This is a genomic window from Clostridium sp. J1101437_171009_A5 (assembly GCF_015547905.1).
GTDB lineage: Bacteria > Bacillota > Clostridia > Oscillospirales > Oscillospiraceae > Pseudoflavonifractor_A > Pseudoflavonifractor_A gallinarum.
The window spans coordinates 64,681-80,131 of the sequence record NZ_JADMVY010000014.1; the positions used below are offsets into that span (position 1 = coordinate 64,681).

Genomic DNA, 15,451 nt, shown 5'->3' on the forward strand with positions numbered 1-15,451 from the left:
AATAGCATGTAATTGTCTTCTCTTTTCCTAGTTTGCAATCAGGAGGTGCTGTAGATGCGTTTTATCTATGAATTTACCGACCTGGCCGCCTTACAGGGCCTGTGTCTTCAGCGCCTGGGGATCCTGCCCGACGAGGTCTGGGACGTATCCATTCTGGATGTGACCGCCCACACCCGCCACGGCAACCTCCTCTTCTCCACAGCAGAGACCGACCTGCCCGAAAACCGCTGCCGCCTGGGCCTGTGTGTACATTCCGAAGATCTCCTGGCGCTGGAGATCCGGCTGGCCTATCAGCCGGGCTGGCAGTACCGGCGGCGTTTCGCAGTGGTCACCCTGCCGGTCTGGGAGCTCTGCTTTAGCCAGGGAATCCACTTCTCTCCCGTGGCCATCACCCTTGCACCCCAGGGCACCGCCTGCGCCCTGTTCGACGGCCCTGCCCAGATGGAGCTGCCCGGACTTCCCCGCACCGATTCCGACCTCTATATCCTGGATACCTCGTCCCCGGTTCAGCCGGAACTGGCCGCTCTACCGCTGAGTTCCTGACCCGCTCTGCCCTTGTCTTCTATGGTCTGCTATGCTATAATGAACGAAATAATAATAGTAGCATAATGGTACTAATAGGAGAGGAGCTTGTCCTATGTCCCGTTCGGAACTTGTGCGGCGTTACGGCATTTTTACCTCCGGTGTTATCTTTGCTGCCCTTGGAATTGCTCTCATCACCCGTGCCGGGCTGGGCACCAGTGCGGTGTCCGGTCTGCCCTATGTGTGCAGTCTGATTTTCCCCGCACTCTCCTTTGGTACCTTCAATTTTATCTTTGAGATCCTGCTCTTTTTGGGGCAGGCCGCCCTGCTGGGCCGGGCATTCAGCCGGGTCCAATTTCTTCAGCTGCCCGCCAACTTTGTCTTTTCTTACTGCATTGACCTCTGGATGTGGGTGCTGCATTTCTTTATCCCGGACGCTCTGCCCTATCCGGTGCGGCTGCTCCTCTTGCTGATCGGCTGTGTTCTGCTTGGCCTTGGCGTGGCCCTGGAAGTGGTGGCCGATGTACTCATCCTCTCTTACGAGGGCTTTGTCAAGGCACTGAGTCAGCGCTTCCACCGGGATTTCGGGCACACCGAGCTGGTGGTGGACAACACCATCCTGGTTCTGGCCATCCTGACCTCCTTTGCAGGACTGGGCCGTCTGGCCGGACTGCGGGAGGGCACCATCATTGGAACGCTCATCGTGGGGCATATCTCCGGCTTCTTCTGCCGCCGTCTGGCCCCGCTTACAAAGCGCCTTTGTCAGAGCGACGCTCTCGCACAATGATACAACAACGCCCCGGTCTCCCTTGAGAGGCCGGGGCGTTCTCTTTTTCAAACCGAATCAGGCATCGGCGGCACTGCCGCCAAACTCCCGCAGGGTGAGGTTTTTGTTCCGGTCGGCCGTCCACTGGATGGCCCACTGGGACCCGAAGAGCAGGAGCTGATTGCCCTTGTAGTCCTCCACCAGCTTGGTATCGGTGCCCAGAATCAGATCCTCCTCCTTGAGCGGCTCGGCGTCCTCATCCTCCCGGACGATCCAGCGCAGATACTCGTAGGGCAGCCCCTCCATATAGAGGTCCACGTTATACTCGTTTTTCAGGCGGTACTCCAGCACGTCGAACTGAAGGGTACCCACCACGCCCACGATGACCTCCTCCATACCGGAATAGGGGGTCTTGAAGATCTGGATGGCGCCCTCCTGGGCGATCTGCTCCATGCCCTTGAGGAACTGCTTGCGCTTCATGGTGTCCAGGCTGCGCACCCGCTTGAAGTGCTCGGGCGCGAAGGTAGGGATGGGATCAAACTTAAACTTCTTGGCGGCAGTGCACAGGGTGTCGCCGATGGAGAAGATGCCGGGATCAAACACGCCGATGATGTCTCCGGCATAGGCCTCCTCGATGATCTCCCGCTCGGCGGCCATCAGCTGCTGCGGACGGGAGAGGCGGATCTTCTTCCCGCCCTGGACATGGTAGACCTCCTTGTCCGCGTCAAAGCGGCCGGAGACCAGGCGCATGAAGGCGATCCGGTCCCGGTGGGCCTTGTTCATGTTGGCCTGGATCTTAAAGACAAAGGCGGAGAAATTGTCGTCCATGGAGTCGATGATCTCCTCCCCCGCCTTCCGGGGCAGGGGCGCGGTGGTCATCTGGAGGAAGTGCTCCAGGAAGGGTTCCACGCCGAAGTTGGTCAGGGCCGAGCCGAAGAACACCGGGGAGAGCTTGCCGTGGCGCACCCGGTCCAGGTCAAACTCGGCGGCGGCGCCGTCCAGCAGCTCGATCTCGTCCACCAGCTGCTGGTGGAGGGTGGAGCCGATCAGGCCGTCCAGGTTGGGATCCCCCAGCTCCACCTCGGTGGCCGTGGCCGCCTTGGAACCGCCGTTGCTGGTAAAGTGGATGATCTTCCGGCTGCCCCGGTCGTAGACACCCTTAAAATCTTTGCCGCAGCCAATGGGCCAGTTGACGGGGTAGGTCTCGATGCCCAGCTCCTTCTCCAGCTCTTCCAGCAGCTCGAAGGAGTCCCGGGCCTCCCGGTCCATCTTGTTGATAAAAGTGAAGATGGGGATGTCCCGCATGGCGCAGACCTTGAAGAGCTTGCGGGTCTGGGCCTCCACGCCCTTGGCCGCGTCGATGACCATGACCGCGGAGTCGGCTGCCATCAGGGTGCGGTAGGTATCCTCCGAGAAGTCCTGGTGGCCGGGGGTGTCCAGAATGTTGATGCAGTATCCGTCATACTGGAACTGCATGACCGAAGAGGTCACCGAGATGCCGCGCTGCTTCTCGATCTCCATCCAGTCGGAGGTGGCGGCACGGGTGTTCTTCTTGCCCTTGACTTGGCCGGCCTGGGCAATGGCCCCTCCGTAGAGGAGGAACTTTTCGGTCAGGGTCGTCTTACCGGCGTCGGGGTGGCTGATGATGGCAAAGGTGCGCCGGCGCTTGATTTCCGATTCATATTTTGACAAGGCAAAAACCGTCCTTCATTTCAAAAATAGCGTTTTATTTTATCACATATGCCGCCCTCGTCACAAGGGACCCCGCCGGGCGGTCTCATTCCTTCAGGGGGGCGTGAGCAGACCGGTCAGCTCCGAGATGGACTGAATGCGCCCCTCGGCCCGGTCGACGCTGCCAAACCCATAGGCCGCATGGAAAAAGGGCACGCCCGCCCCGTGGGCGGCGTCGCAGTCCCCCTGGGTATCCCCCACATAGACCGGTGCGGAGAGTCCGTTGCGCCTCGCCACCAGGGCGATGTTCGCGGCCTTGGCCTGTCCGGTCCGGCCCGGGCACTCAAAATCCCGGATATACTTCTCCAACCCGTGGACTTTCAAGAAGCACTGGATATAGCCATCCTGGCAGTTGCTCACGATGAAGAGGGGAACGCGCCCGGACAGCTCCTCCAGCGTCTCCGCCACACCGGGGTAGAGCTTCCCGCCGTGCTCCCCCAGATAGCGGAGCTGGTGGCGGTAGCATACCTCCATGATCTCCATCCGCCGCGCCCCGTCTTCGATCTGGGGCAGGATCCGGGCGGCGATGTCCTCCATCAGCAGCCCCATGCAGCTGCGCAGCTGGGGCACGGTCAGTACAGGCTCCAGCCCACACTCCTGAAATCCGGCGTTCCAGCCCTGGCAGATTCCCTCCACGGCGTCCCAGAGGGTTCCGTCCAGATCAAATAAAATGCCGTCCGTCTCTCGCATGGCACTGCTCTCCTTCCGCAAAAATCACCTGTCTAGTGTACCATGTCCAGGCCGGTACGGCAAGGTGATAATTGGGCCAAAAAAGCCGGCTTTCGCCGGCTTTTTGTCTCTGTTTCTCTCAGTTGGCGGCCTCTTTGGCCTCGTCGATGTAGCTGTACAGCGTATATTTGGAGATCCCGAAGAATTTGCACACTTTATCACCGCTCTTGGTGATGAGGAAGGCCCCCGAGTTATTGAGGAACTGGATGGCCTTGACCTTGTCCTCCTTGTTCATCAGCGCCACCGGCTTACCCACCACCCGGACGCTCTGCTCGATGAGCTCGTCCAGCAGGTCGCTGACGTTGCGGGAGATCTCCTCCGGCTCCTGGTTCTCCTGTTCGGTGGAGGTAAACTGCTTGAGGCTGTTCTCCATGGCCAGCATGAGGGTAATGTCGTAGTTGATGCCGAAAATGCCAACGGCATTCCCATCGTCATCCCGGATATAGAAGGTACTGGACTTGAGGATCTTGCCATCCTTGGTCCGGGTCAGGTAGCTCAGATGGTCCTGCAGATTGGCCCGCTCGCTGCGCAGAGCCTCCAGCACCACATGGGAAGGGCCGTCTCCCACCTTCCGGCCGGTCACATGGCCGTTTTCAATGGCCACAATGGAGCTGTCCGGATCATTGGAGATCAGATCGTGGACCACCACTTCACAGTTGGGGCCAAATTGCTGGGCAATTCCCTTGGCCAGCTGAAACAAAAACTGAAGTATGGATGCGTTGAGCATAATTCATTCCTTCCTTCCGCCAGAGGCCGGCAGTCAAGCGCCTTTTTGCGGAAAATATACCTTTTTTTGGCTCTTCTATCCCCATTCTCTCCTTCTCTGCCTCAGAATCGGTCGTAAAAGCCACATATGCATTGAGAATATTGTATCATATCATGGAAGAATTACAAGAAAAATCGTTATGCCTGAAAAATTTTCTGGTACTCTAAAAAAGGGTTGATTTTCGGTGCACTCTGTGTTAGACTTGGAGTATAAAAAGTGATTTGCCTGTGCAAATCCACTAAAAAGTCATCATATTGGTCGTGGCTGCAACGAAGTGCTTCGCGCACGGGCTGGAGGAGTGTTTCTGAATCCGATTGCTGGTCATGGGCCGCAACCGGCAGGACGCTCATTTCCATGAGGGTCCTTTTTTATTCCGCCGCGCAAAGGGGAACAGGGGCATCTCGTGCAGACCCGCCGAACAAATAAGGAGGACAACCATATGCTGCTAGTGGGAAACGGTAAACTCATCACCCGCAACGAAGCCCTCCCCTATGTGGAGGATGGCGCTGTCGTGATCGACGGCCAGGTCATCAAGGAGATCGGCTCCTTTGCCGACCTGAAAGCCAAGTATCCCGAGGCTGAATTTGTGGACGCCAAGGGCGGCGTGATCATGCCCGGCCTCATCAACGCCCACACCCACATCTACTCCGGCCTGGCCCGCGGCCTGTCCATCAACGGCTTCAACCCCACCAATTTCTTTGAGGTGCTGGACGGCCAGTGGTGGTACATCGACCGGAATCTGACCCTGGACGGCACCCGCGCCTGCGCCTATGCCACGGTGCTGGACTGCATCCGGGACGGTGTGACCACCATCTTTGACCATCACGCCTCCTTCTGTGAGATCCCCGGCTCCCTCTTCGCCATCAAGGATGTTTGCCAGGAAGTGGGCATCCGTGCCAACCTCTGCTACGAGGTCAGCGAGCGCGACGGCATGGAGAAGTGCGACCAGGCCATCCAGGAGAACGCCGACTTTGCCAAGTGGTGTAAGGAGCAGGACGACGACATGATCAAGGCCATGTTCGGCGGCCACGCCCTCTTCACCATCTCGGACAAGACCTTCGAGAAGATGGTCAAGGCCAACGACGGCATGACCGGCTTCCACATCCACGTGGCCGAGGGCATGAACGACGTGTATGACTCTCTGCGCAACTACGGCTGCCGCCCGGTCAACCGCCTGCTCTACAACGGCATTCTGGGTGAGAAGACCATGCTGGGCCACTGCATCCACGTCTCTCCCGCCGAGATGGACATCATCAAGGAGACCAACACCATGGCGGTCAACAACCCCGAGTCCAACATGGGCAACGCCGTGGGCTGCGCGCCGGTCCTCCAGATGTATCAGAAGGGCATCCTCATCGGTCTGGGCACCGACGCCTACACCCACGACATGCTGGAGAGCCTGAAGGTCCTGCTGCCCATGCAGCGCCACAACACCGCCCAGCCCAACGTGGGCTGGTGTGAGGCCACCGGCATGCTCTTCCAGAACAACGCCAAGATCGGCGCCCGCTACTTCAAGAAGCCTCTGGGCATCCTGGCCGAGGGTGCCGCGGCCGACGTGATCGTCATGGACTACAAGCCCTTCACCCCCTTCTCCGACGCCAACATCGACGGCCACATGCTCTTCGGCATGATGGGCAAGAACTGCCGCACCACCATCATCAACGGCAAGGTGGTCTACAAGGACCGCGAGTTCGTCGGCATCGACGAGGACAAGATCAACGCCTGGTGCATGGAGCAGTCCAAGAAGCTCTGGGGCACCCTCAATCACTGCACCTACTAAGTCCTGTCTGCACGTGCAATAAACATATTTGATCCTCCGCGGGGCGGTAAGCCCCCGCTTCGCGGAGGGATGTCCCTATTTGTCTGGAGAAAATACGGAAATAAGCCGGGAGGTTTTCTTTATGAGCGATATTATGCGTCCCATGTCCTTTGCCCATCTGATGAACTGGATCCTGACCGAGCATCATGACCAGGGTACTATCTTCGGCGTCTCTAAGATCGTCGAACACAAGGACGGCCAGGCCCGTCCCATCTTCCAGGAGAAGATTGAGTCTCCCTTTGGTCCGGCCGCCGGTCCTCATACCCAGCTGGCCCAGAACCTGATCGCCGCCTATGCCGGCGGCAGCCGCTTCTTCGAGGTCAAGACCGTCCAGATCATGGACGGCGACGAGCTGTCCAAGTGTGTGGCCAAGCCCTGTATCACCGCTGAGGACGAGTGCTACAACTGCGAGTGGTCCACCGAGCTCTATGTGCCCCAGGCCTTTGCCGAGTATGTGAAGGCTTGGTTCGCCTGCAAGTTGCTGGCCAAGGAGTACGGCCTGGGCGATCCTGACGGCTTCGTGTTCAACATGAGCGTGGGTTACGATCTGGCCGGTATCCAGTCCGAGAAGATCGACAAGTACCTCAATGAGATGCGGGATGCCTCCAACACCGAGGTGTGGAAGGAGTGCATGGACTGGGCCCTGAACAATCTGGACCGGTTCCAGAACGTGGACGAGGCCTATGTGAAGGCCATCACCCCCCGGATCAGTGAGTCTGTCACCATCTCCACCCTGCACGGCTGCCCCCCCGATGAGATCGAGCGCATCGCCAACCATCTCATCCAGAACAAGGGCTTCAATACCTTCATCAAGTGCAACCCCACCCTGCTGGGCTATGAGTTTGCCCGCAAGACCTTGGATTCCCTGGGCTTTGACTACATCCAGTTTGACGACCATCACTTCCTGGAGGATCTCCAGTTCTGCGACGCGGTGCCCATGCTCCGCCGCCTGATGGCCCTGTGTGCCGAGAAGGGTCTGGAGTTCGGCGTCAAGCTGACCAACACCTTCCCCGTGGACGTGGCCGCCGGCGAGCTGCCCAGCGAGGAGATGTACATGTCCGGCCGCTCCCTGTACCCCCTGACCCTGTCTCTGGCTGGCAAGCTCTCCCACGAGTTCGACGGCAAGCTGCGCATCTCCTACTCCGGCGGCGCGGATTACCACAACATCAAGGCCCTGGTGGACTGCGGCATCTGGCCTGTCACCATGGCTACCACCATGCTCAAGTCGGGCGGCTACAACCGTCTGGCCCAGATCGCCGCTCAGTTTGACGACAAGGAAAACGGCGCCTTCCAGGGCGTGGATGTGGCCAAGCTGGACGCCCTGCTGGCTCAGCTCTTTGCCGACTGCCACTACCAGAAGCCCATGAAACCTCTGCCCAGCCGCAAGCTGGACAAGAAGGTCCCCCTCATCGACTGCTTCACCGCCCCCTGCCGCAACGGCTGCCCCATCGAGCAGGATATTCCCGCTTACCTGATGCTGGTCAACGCCGGTAAGTATGAGGAGGCCCTGGAGGTCATCACCCACCGCAATGCTCTGCCCTTCATCACCGGCACCATCTGCTCGCACCGCTGCCAGGACAAGTGCATGCGCAACGCCTATGAGGAGAGCGTGTACATCCGTACCCAGAAGCTCAAGGCGGCTGAGGGCGGCTTCTCCGCTCTGCTGCCCAAGCTGAAGGCGGGCGCGCCGGTCTCCGGCAAGAAGGTTGCCGTCATCGGCGGCGGCCCGGCCGGTATGTCCGCCGCCTACTTCCTGGGCCGCGCCGGCGTGGACGTGACCATCTTTGAGCGCAAGGATTCCCTGGGCGGCATCGTGCGCCATGTGATCCCCGCCTTCCGTATCCCCGCCTCCGCCATCGACAACGATGTGAAACTCATGGAGGCCATGGGTGCCAAGGTGGTCCTCAATACCGAGGTCAAGAGCGCGCAGGAGCTCTTTGATCAGGGCTACACCCACGTCATCTTCGCCACCGGCGCCTGGAACAAGGGCAGCGCCGGTCTGGAGTACGGCGAGGAGATGAACGTCATCGAGTTCCTGGAGAAGGCCAAGAAGGCCCCCGAGTCCCTCCAGCTGGGCGAGAACGTAGTGGTCATCGGCGGCGGCAACACCGCCATGGACGCCGCCCGGGCTGCCAAGCGCATCCCCGGCGTTAAGAAGGTCTCCCTGGTCTACCGCCGCACCAAGCGCTATATGCCCGCCGATCAGGAGGAGCTGGAGCTGGCTCTGGAGGACGGCGTGGAGTTCCGTGAGCTGCTGGCTCCCGTGGGTGTGAAGGACGGCTTCCTCACCTGCCACGAGATGGAGCTGGGCGCTCCCGATGCGACCGGCCGCCGCACCCCCGTGGATACCGGCCGCGTGGTGGAGGTCCCCGCCTGCACCGTCATCACTGCCGTGGGCGAGAAGGTGGACACCGCTCTCTACACCGCCAACGGACTGGCTGTGGATAACCGCGGCAAGGCTGTGGTCAACGCGGAGACTCTGGAGTCCAGCGTCAAGAACGTCTTTGTGATCGGCGACGGTCAGAAGGGCCCCGGCACCGTGGTGGAGGCCATTGCCGGCGCCACCAAGGCCGCCAAGGCGATCCAGGCCTTCGACACCGAGAAGTATGTGGAGAAGAACGTCAATGCCGACTACCAGGCTCCTCTGGCCAAGCGCGGCATCCTCTGCAACGACTGCAAGAGCTGCGACGAGATCCGCTGCCTGGGCTGCGCCACTGTCTGTGAGACCTGTACTGAGGTCTGCCCCAACCGCGCCAACGTGGCCGTCTGGGTCCCCGGAAAGCGGATGCGCCAGATCATCCATGTGGACGGCATGTGCAACGAGTGCGGCAACTGCGCCACCTTCTGCCCCTATGACTCCCGTCCCTACAAGGACAAGTTCACCCTCTTCTGGAGCGAGGAGGACTTCAACAACAGCGAGAACGAGGGCTTCCTCCGTCTGGAGGGCGATCTGACCCGGGTACGCCTGGGCGGCCAGGTCAAGGAGTACCACGTGGAGGACGCCTCCTGCGGCCTGTACGAGGACCTGCGGAAGCTCATCTGTGCGGTCTACGCCAATTACAGCTATCTGCTGAAGTAAGCGTGTTCCGATAAAAACCCCTTTCTTCTTTCTCAACTCTGCAAACGAGAATCCCCACCCGGAGCGCATGCCGGGCGGGGATTCTCGTTTATCCATTCGGTTCAATGTATAAAGCTGCCGGTCTCCCGCGGGAGACCGGCAGCTTTCCTCTGTTTTCAGCTTTGGACGGAGACCTCGGACGGGTCGGTCTCCTCCGTTGTCCGGTCCAGGAGGCTCCCAAGCTTCTCCCGGAAAAAGCGGGAGATGCCGCCTACGGTGGCCGCCGCTACGATCGTGCCCTCCCGCAGGCCGCTGATGTGCCCCAGACAGAGCACCGATACCACAATGGCCGAGAGCACCATGCTCAGATCAAAGAGGGTCTTGATCGTCCCAAACTCGGCGTGGCTCTTGTAGCTGATGGCCTTGACCACCCCTTCGCAGGGCAGATAGAGCACATCGCCCAGCACCTCCAGCGCTACGCCCAGGCCCAGGATCACACAGCCCGCCAGGAGGGGAATCCATCCCATGGGGTAGGCGCCCACGGTCCAATCCCGCATCAGGTAGGTCCAGAGATCGATCCCCGCCGAGAAAATGACGGTAGCCGGCAGCTGGAGAAACTGAATGGGCCGAAATTCCCGTCTCAACAGCAGGATCTGGGCTCCCAGCGCCGCCAGATTTACCAGCAGCGTAAAGGTCCCCAGCGAGACGCCCGGGACCACAAAGGTCATGACATAGGCCAGACTGGAGATGGCACTGGTCCCCAGCCCCGCCTTGGTGATGAGCGCAATGCCCAGGGCAGACAGGACCACCCCTCCGAAAAAGATGCCGTACCGGCAGGCGAGTGTGTGACGCTGCATGATGCGCCCTCCCTCTTTTTCTAAAAAATATTTTTTATTACTTATAAAATTTTAGCATATTTAGACAGAAAAAGCAACCCCTCCACGTTCTTATATGTCTGGAATTGCATTTTATTTTTCAGGCTTTCCAGTCTGCACTTTCCGCCTTCTGCGGCATAAGATGGCACAGAAAGGGGGCGGTATGGATCGAAACCGAACGTTCTTCCCTTTTGGAGGGGCAGCGGGATGTAACGTGTACCATCCTCTTTCTGCTGTTTGCCGTCCTCTCTCTGCTGCTCGCCCTTCAGGCAGCACTCTGGGAACGGGAATCTCTGGATGCCCAGCTGGAGGGCCGCACCCCCCCGGGAAACCGACTCCCTCCCCCTCTCCTGGGGGAGTGCCGCGCTGGAGGTGAGGGGCGGACTCTTCTTTCTCTGTCTGGCCTGGAAAAATCAGCGCTCCGCCCCTGCGGAGGAGCGGCGGGCCGCCGGGCTGGAGAGCGCTGCCTCGCTCCTCACTCTCCTGGCGGCCCTGCTCCGCTTTCTCGCCCTGGAGAGCGGTACCCTTCCCACAGACGACACCCTCCCCTAGAAAAAAGCGGGACCATTTCCGTGGAAATGGTCCCGCTGGTTTTATTCGCTTTTCTGCGCCTGTCCGTATGCTTTGGCCCGCTCCACCAGCTCTTCAAAGTTGGGCAGGGGTTTATCGGTGAGGAAAAAGCTGAAGGTCCCCACCGCCACCAGCGCGCCCTCGTCGTTGGTGAGCTCCGCCCGATAGAGGGTAATGGTCTTCCCGATCTTCTGGGGAATGGCCACGCAGCGGATCTTTTTCGTGTTGACCGCCGGCCGGAGGTAGTCCATCCGGCAGTCCATGGTCACGCCCACCCGGCCCCGGGTGGCCACCGCCGTACCGGTGACCGTGTCGGCCAGAGTGGCGAGACAGCCGCCATGGACCATCCCCATGGGGTTGAGATGGGCCTCGGTGACAGTGATCTCCCCCTCCACATGGTCGGTCTCGATCAAGGTAAGCTCGATGCCGTTGTGCTCGGCAAAGCGGTTGCACTTGGCACGGGCCCGCAGGTTACTGTAAGAATCCATCCAAAATTTTCTCCTCTGCCTCTTCCTCGGTCAGGCCCAGCGTCATCAGCTTGAGGAGCTGATCGCCGGCGATCCGGCCGATGGCAGCCTCGTGGATCAGCTGCGCGTCCACATGGTTGGCCACGATGGCCGGGATAGAAGATACCTGGGCATTCCCCATGATGATGGAGTCACACTGCACATGGCCAAAGCACTTGTTGTTGCCCGTCATCTTGGGGTAGAAGATCTGCTTGGACTCCTCCTGTGCCACGGAACGGGAGATCACCCGGCCGCTGGCCCCCTCTCCGTCCAGGATGATCTCCATGTCGGACTCGGCGGTCTGGCTGCCGTGGGTAAGGAGCTTTTCGGTGATGACCGCTTCGGCGTTCTTCCCCACTACGATCTTGGTGTCCCGCTTGGTGGAGTCCACGCCCCGGATCTGGGTGGTCTCCATCTGGATAGAGGCCCCCTCCTCCAGATAGACCACGGTCTGGGGATTGAAGATCCGCTCGCCGGTCCCCTCGCCCTCGCCGTAGTGGCGCTCCACATAGCGCACCTTGGAGTTCTTTCCGATGTAGAAGGTGTGCAGGCCGTCGTGCTGGGCGGTCTCACAGCCGGTATTGTGGATGCCGCAGCCCGCCACGATGTCGATGTCGCAGTCCTCGCCGATGAAGAAATCGTTGTAGACCAGCTCGGTGAAACCGGTGGCGTGGATGATGACGGGGATGTGCACCGACTCCTTCTTGGTGCCCGGCTTGACCCGGATATCGATGCCCGACTTTCCGTCGGTCTTGGTGGTAATGTCGATGTTGGCCGTGGTGGAACGGGAGTCCATCTGGCCGTTGACGCGGATGTTGTAGGCGCCCTGGGGGGTCTTTTCCAGGTCCGCGATCTCCTTGAGGAGCTTCCAGTCGGTCTTGTCCATCATTACTTGTTCACCTCCTGGCTGAGATAGGTGCATCCGGCGGAGGTCCGCTCCAGAATGAGGGGGAAGATCTCCTCCTTGGGCCCGTGCTGGGCCACGCGGCCGTCCTCGATCATGACGATCTCGTCGGCCAGATTGATGATCCGCTCCTGGTGGGAGATGATGAGAAGGGTGGCCTCCCCCCGGGCATGGATGGCCTGGAAGGTCTCGGTCAGCTTGGCAAAGGACCACAGGTCGATGCCGGCCTCCGGCTCGTCAAAGATCATCAGACCGCTCTTGCGGGCCAGAATGGTGGCGATCTCAATGCGCTTGACCTCGCCACCGGAGAGGGAGGCGTCCACCTCCCGGTCAATGTAGTCATGGGCACACAGACCCACCTTGGTCAGGTACTGGCAGGCCTCCTCCGTGGCCAGATTCTCCCGGCCGGAGGCCAGACAGAGCAGATCCTTCACCCGCAGGCCCTTGAACCGAGGGGGCTGCTGAAAGCCGTAGCTGATGCCCATGCGGGCCCGCTCGGTGATGCTCTTTTCGGTGATGTCCACGCCATTCCAGAGGATGGAACCGCCCGTGGGCTGCACCAGGCCCATGACTGCCTTGGCCAGCGTGGTCTTACCGCCGCCGTTGGGGCCGGTGATGACCACCAGTTTATGATCCTCGATCTCGAGGGATACGTCGTTGAGAATACCAAGGGACTCGCCGCTCTCGTCCGCCACCTGGTATTTCAGCCCTTTGATTTCCAGCATAATACCGATACTCCTTGTATCCAGAGATATTCTTTTCTCAATGGTGTATTATAATACGTAAGAAACAAAGCCACAAGCCTTGAAAGCCCATGCTTACAAGGCACGATGGCTTTGTTTGGGCGCAGGGTTTTATCCCTGCGCCTTCCATCCGGGCCGTGTATGCCCGGATGGAAATACGCATTGCAACAATGGATCCTTCTTTTCCGAGAACTGCTGGCAGTTTTCGGAAAAGAATTGTGCGGCGCAGCCGCACGAATCAACCGCTATGCGGTTGATTCAGCAGGCATTATTATAGCATTCTTTCTCCCATTATACAAGATTGCCCCCGCCAAAGCCCGTTATAGGATACCCAAAACAGGGGCAATTTCTTCGCCTCGGACATAGGATGGAGAGAAATCCAAACAAACGGGAGGTATTTCCCATGACGCAAGTTCCAACCCCCGCCGGCAGCCCGCCCACTGTGGACGGCCGGAACGAACAGGACTTTGCCCGGATCTGGGGCCGGGTCATGCCGCTGGAGCAGGCCGGATGTCCCATCCGGGTGGGGCGTCCGCCGGAGGAATCGCCCTCCGCCCCGCCCCAGGAGCGAGAAGACATGTGCTCCTCCACCCCCGCTGTCCCGGAAGTCCCCACTCCCCTGCCCTGTCCCCGGGAGGTTCCTCCCCCGTCCAGGGCCCACATCTCCCCCGCCACGCAGCCGGATGTCCCCCTTCTAGGATCGGGTTCCGCCATCTACGGGGAGCAGCTCCAGATGTACATCGACCAGGAGGCCGCCGACTGGCGGACCTACCTCTCCCTCTCCCGCCGCTCGCCCGGCGGGTGTGCCCGGGTACTGGCCGCTATGGCGGCGGAAGAACGCCGCCACGCAAAACGCCTCTCGGCGGCCTACTTTCTCATCTCTGGGGTGCGGTATTTTCCCTCCGAGGCCTCTCTGCCCACGCCCCGGGGTGCACTGCCTGCGGCTTTGCGGCAGTGCTTCTGTGCCGAGCAGCGGGGAGCGCTGGCCTATCTGGCCGCTGCGGAGGAGTGCTCCGACCCCGCCCTGCGCGCCCTCTACCAGGAGCTGGCCCGGGATGAGGCCCGTCACGCCCAGCTTCTGCGGGAGCTGGTGGAGGAGCTCTGAGTCCGCCCATAACAGCGGGCAGGCGCGGCCAATGGCCGCGCCTGCCCGATTTTTTCTGTTGTGCTCTTAGCGCCGCTTGTCCAGCTCCGCCTTGATGGCCTCTAGGAAGGCCCGGCTGTCCACCGCATTGGCAGGGGTCTCCCCCTCCCAGAGTCCGGCCAGGTCCTTGGTCATGGTGCCCCCCTCGATGGTGGCCAGGGTGGCCGCCTCCAGCTGGTCGGCAAACTCCCGCAGCTCCACCAGGCAGTCCAGCTCTCCGCGCTTGCGCAGGGCGCCGGTCCAGGCGAAGATGGTGGCCACCGGGTTGGTGGAGGTGCTCTCCCCCTTGAGGTACTTGTAGTAGTGGCGGGTCACGGTGCCGTGAGCGGCCTCGTACTCGTACTTCCCATCGGGAGAGACCAGGACCGAGGTCATCATGGCCAGAGAACCGAAGGCAGTGGAGACCATGTCGCTCATCACGTCGCCGTCGTAGTTCTTGCAGGCCCAGATATAGCCGCCCTCGGAGCGGATGACACGGGCCACCGCGTCATCAATGAGGGTGTAGAAGTAGGTCAGGCCCATGGTCTCAAAGCGCTCCTGGTACTCCTTCTCATAGACCTCCTGGAAAATATCCTTGAAGGTGTGGTCATACTTCTTGGAGATGGTGTCCTTGGTGGCAAACCACAGATCCTGCCGGGTGTCCACCGCGTACTGGAAGCAGGCCCGGGCAAAGGAGTAGATGGAGGAGTCCTTGTTGTACTGCCCCTGGAGCACGCCGGCGCACTCAAAGTCGTAGATGGTCTGGCACAGCTCCTGCCCATCCTCCCCGTGGAAAACCAGCTCGGCCCGGCCGGGACCGGGGACCCGGTACTCGGTGGACTTGTACACGTCGCCGTAGGCGTGACGGGCAATGGTGATGGGCTTCTTCCAGTTCTTCACCACCGGAGAGATCCCCTTGACCATAATGGGGGCACGGAACACGGTGCCGTCCAGAATGGCCCGGATGGTGCCGTTGGGGGACTTCCACATCTCATGGAGCTGATACTCCTCCATGCGCTGGGCATTGGGGGTGATGGTGGCGCATTTCACCGCCACGCCGTACTTCTTGGTGGCCTCGGCGGCGTCCACCGTCACCTGGTCTCCCGTCCGGTCCCGCTCGGGAAGACCCAGATCATAATATTCAGTCTTCAGGTCGATATAAGGGGTGAGCAGGATGTCCTTGATGTCCTTCCACAGGATGCGGGTCATCTCGTCGCCGTCCATCTCCACCAGGGGAGTTCTCATCTGGATTTTTGTCATAATACATGCACCTCCGAACGCAGTACGCGCTATGTTCTGCTGTTTCCTGTCTATTATACTGGGGTGGGCCTGCTTTTGC

15 protein-coding genes are annotated in these 15,451 nt (G+C 60.3%); 6 read left to right on the forward strand and 9 right to left on the reverse strand.

Annotated features, from left to right (window positions below; genetic code table 11):
• The first annotated feature begins 54 nt into the window (after window positions 1-54).
• The gene (locus I2C21_RS15400; RefSeq protein ID WP_195279679.1) at window positions 55-543 is read left to right on the forward strand and encodes a hypothetical protein; all 489 of its coding nucleotides are present in this window, start codon (window positions 55-57) and stop codon (window positions 541-543) included.
• Between the two features lie 94 nt (window positions 544-637).
• Window positions 638-1,309: a YczE/YyaS/YitT family protein gene (locus I2C21_RS15405; protein WP_195279680.1), complete on the forward strand. Its 672-nt coding sequence runs from the start codon at window positions 638-640 to the stop codon at window positions 1,307-1,309.
• A 57-nt stretch (window positions 1,310-1,366) separates the two neighbouring features.
• Here the strand turns inward: I2C21_RS15405 and I2C21_RS15410 are convergent, their stop codons facing one another.
• The 4 genes from I2C21_RS15410 to I2C21_RS15425 form a co-directional block, all read right to left on the reverse strand.
• The gene (locus I2C21_RS15410; protein WP_186964031.1) at window positions 1,367-2,980 is read right to left on the reverse strand and encodes a peptide chain release factor 3; all 1,614 of its coding nucleotides are present in this window, start codon (window positions 2,978-2,980) and stop codon (window positions 1,367-1,369) included.
• A 93-nt stretch (window positions 2,981-3,073) separates the two neighbouring features.
• On the reverse strand, window positions 3,074-3,709 hold the full coding sequence (locus tag I2C21_RS15415; protein WP_195279681.1) for an HAD family hydrolase: 636 nt from the start codon (window positions 3,707-3,709) through the stop codon (window positions 3,074-3,076).
• Window positions 3,710-3,827: 118 nt separating this feature from the next.
• Window positions 3,828-4,475: a helix-turn-helix transcriptional regulator gene (locus tag I2C21_RS15420; RefSeq protein WP_193538884.1), complete on the reverse strand. Its 648-nt coding sequence runs from the start codon at window positions 4,473-4,475 to the stop codon at window positions 3,828-3,830.
• 176 nt (window positions 4,476-4,651) lie between these two features.
• Window positions 4,652-4,870: a hypothetical protein gene (locus I2C21_RS15425; RefSeq protein ID WP_186964032.1), complete on the reverse strand. Its 219-nt coding sequence runs from the start codon at window positions 4,868-4,870 to the stop codon at window positions 4,652-4,654.
• Between the two features lie 83 nt (window positions 4,871-4,953).
• Between I2C21_RS15425 and ssnA the strand changes: the two genes are divergently transcribed.
• Window positions 4,954-6,294 (forward strand): putative aminohydrolase SsnA, encoded by a 1,341-nt coding sequence (gene ssnA, locus I2C21_RS15430; protein ID WP_101690958.1) that lies wholly within the window; start codon window positions 4,954-4,956, stop codon window positions 6,292-6,294.
• A gap of 121 nt (window positions 6,295-6,415) precedes the next feature.
• Window positions 6,416-9,412, forward strand: a complete 2,997-nt coding sequence (gene ygfK / locus I2C21_RS15435; protein WP_195279682.1) for a putative selenate reductase subunit YgfK — start codon at window positions 6,416-6,418, stop codon at window positions 9,410-9,412.
• 155 nt (window positions 9,413-9,567) lie between these two features.
• Here ygfK and I2C21_RS15440 read toward each other — a convergent pair whose 3' ends face one another.
• Entirely contained in the window at window positions 9,568-10,248 is a 681-nt protein-coding gene (locus I2C21_RS15440) for a YczE/YyaS/YitT family protein (protein WP_186964034.1), read from the reverse strand.
• Window positions 10,249-10,563: 315 nt separating this feature from the next.
• Between I2C21_RS15440 and I2C21_RS15445 the strand changes: the two genes are divergently transcribed.
• A complete protein-coding gene (locus tag I2C21_RS15445) occupies window positions 10,564-10,818 on the forward strand; it encodes a hypothetical protein (RefSeq protein WP_195279683.1) in 255 nt (84 codons plus the stop codon).
• 41 nt (window positions 10,819-10,859) lie between these two features.
• Here I2C21_RS15445 and I2C21_RS15450 read toward each other — a convergent pair whose 3' ends face one another.
• Genes I2C21_RS15450 through I2C21_RS15460 form a run of 3 tightly spaced genes read right to left on the reverse strand, consistent with a single transcriptional unit; the run spans window position 10,860 to window position 12,971 of the window.
• The gene (locus tag I2C21_RS15450; protein ID WP_195279684.1) at window positions 10,860-11,324 is read right to left on the reverse strand and encodes a PaaI family thioesterase; all 465 of its coding nucleotides are present in this window, start codon (window positions 11,322-11,324) and stop codon (window positions 10,860-10,862) included.
• Window positions 11,308-12,228 (reverse strand): SufB/SufD family protein, encoded by a 921-nt coding sequence (locus I2C21_RS15455; RefSeq protein WP_101691089.1) that lies wholly within the window; start codon window positions 12,226-12,228, stop codon window positions 11,308-11,310. The genes I2C21_RS15450 and I2C21_RS15455 overlap by 17 nt, the downstream gene beginning before the upstream one ends.
• Before the next feature lie 2 nt (window positions 12,229-12,230).
• Window positions 12,231-12,971: an ABC transporter ATP-binding protein gene (locus I2C21_RS15460; protein ID WP_195279685.1), complete on the reverse strand. Its 741-nt coding sequence runs from the start codon at window positions 12,969-12,971 to the stop codon at window positions 12,231-12,233.
• A gap of 421 nt (window positions 12,972-13,392) precedes the next feature.
• On the opposite strand from I2C21_RS15460, the gene I2C21_RS15465 reads away from it, so the two are divergent.
• Window positions 13,393-14,094, forward strand: a complete 702-nt coding sequence (locus tag I2C21_RS15465; RefSeq protein ID WP_195279686.1) for a ferritin-like domain-containing protein — start codon at window positions 13,393-13,395, stop codon at window positions 14,092-14,094.
• A gap of 66 nt (window positions 14,095-14,160) precedes the next feature.
• Here the strand turns inward: I2C21_RS15465 and I2C21_RS15470 are convergent, their stop codons facing one another.
• Window positions 14,161-15,372 (reverse strand): NADP-dependent isocitrate dehydrogenase, encoded by a 1,212-nt coding sequence (locus I2C21_RS15470; RefSeq protein WP_195279687.1) that lies wholly within the window; start codon window positions 15,370-15,372, stop codon window positions 14,161-14,163.
• Between the last annotated feature and the right edge of the window lie 79 nt (window positions 15,373-15,451).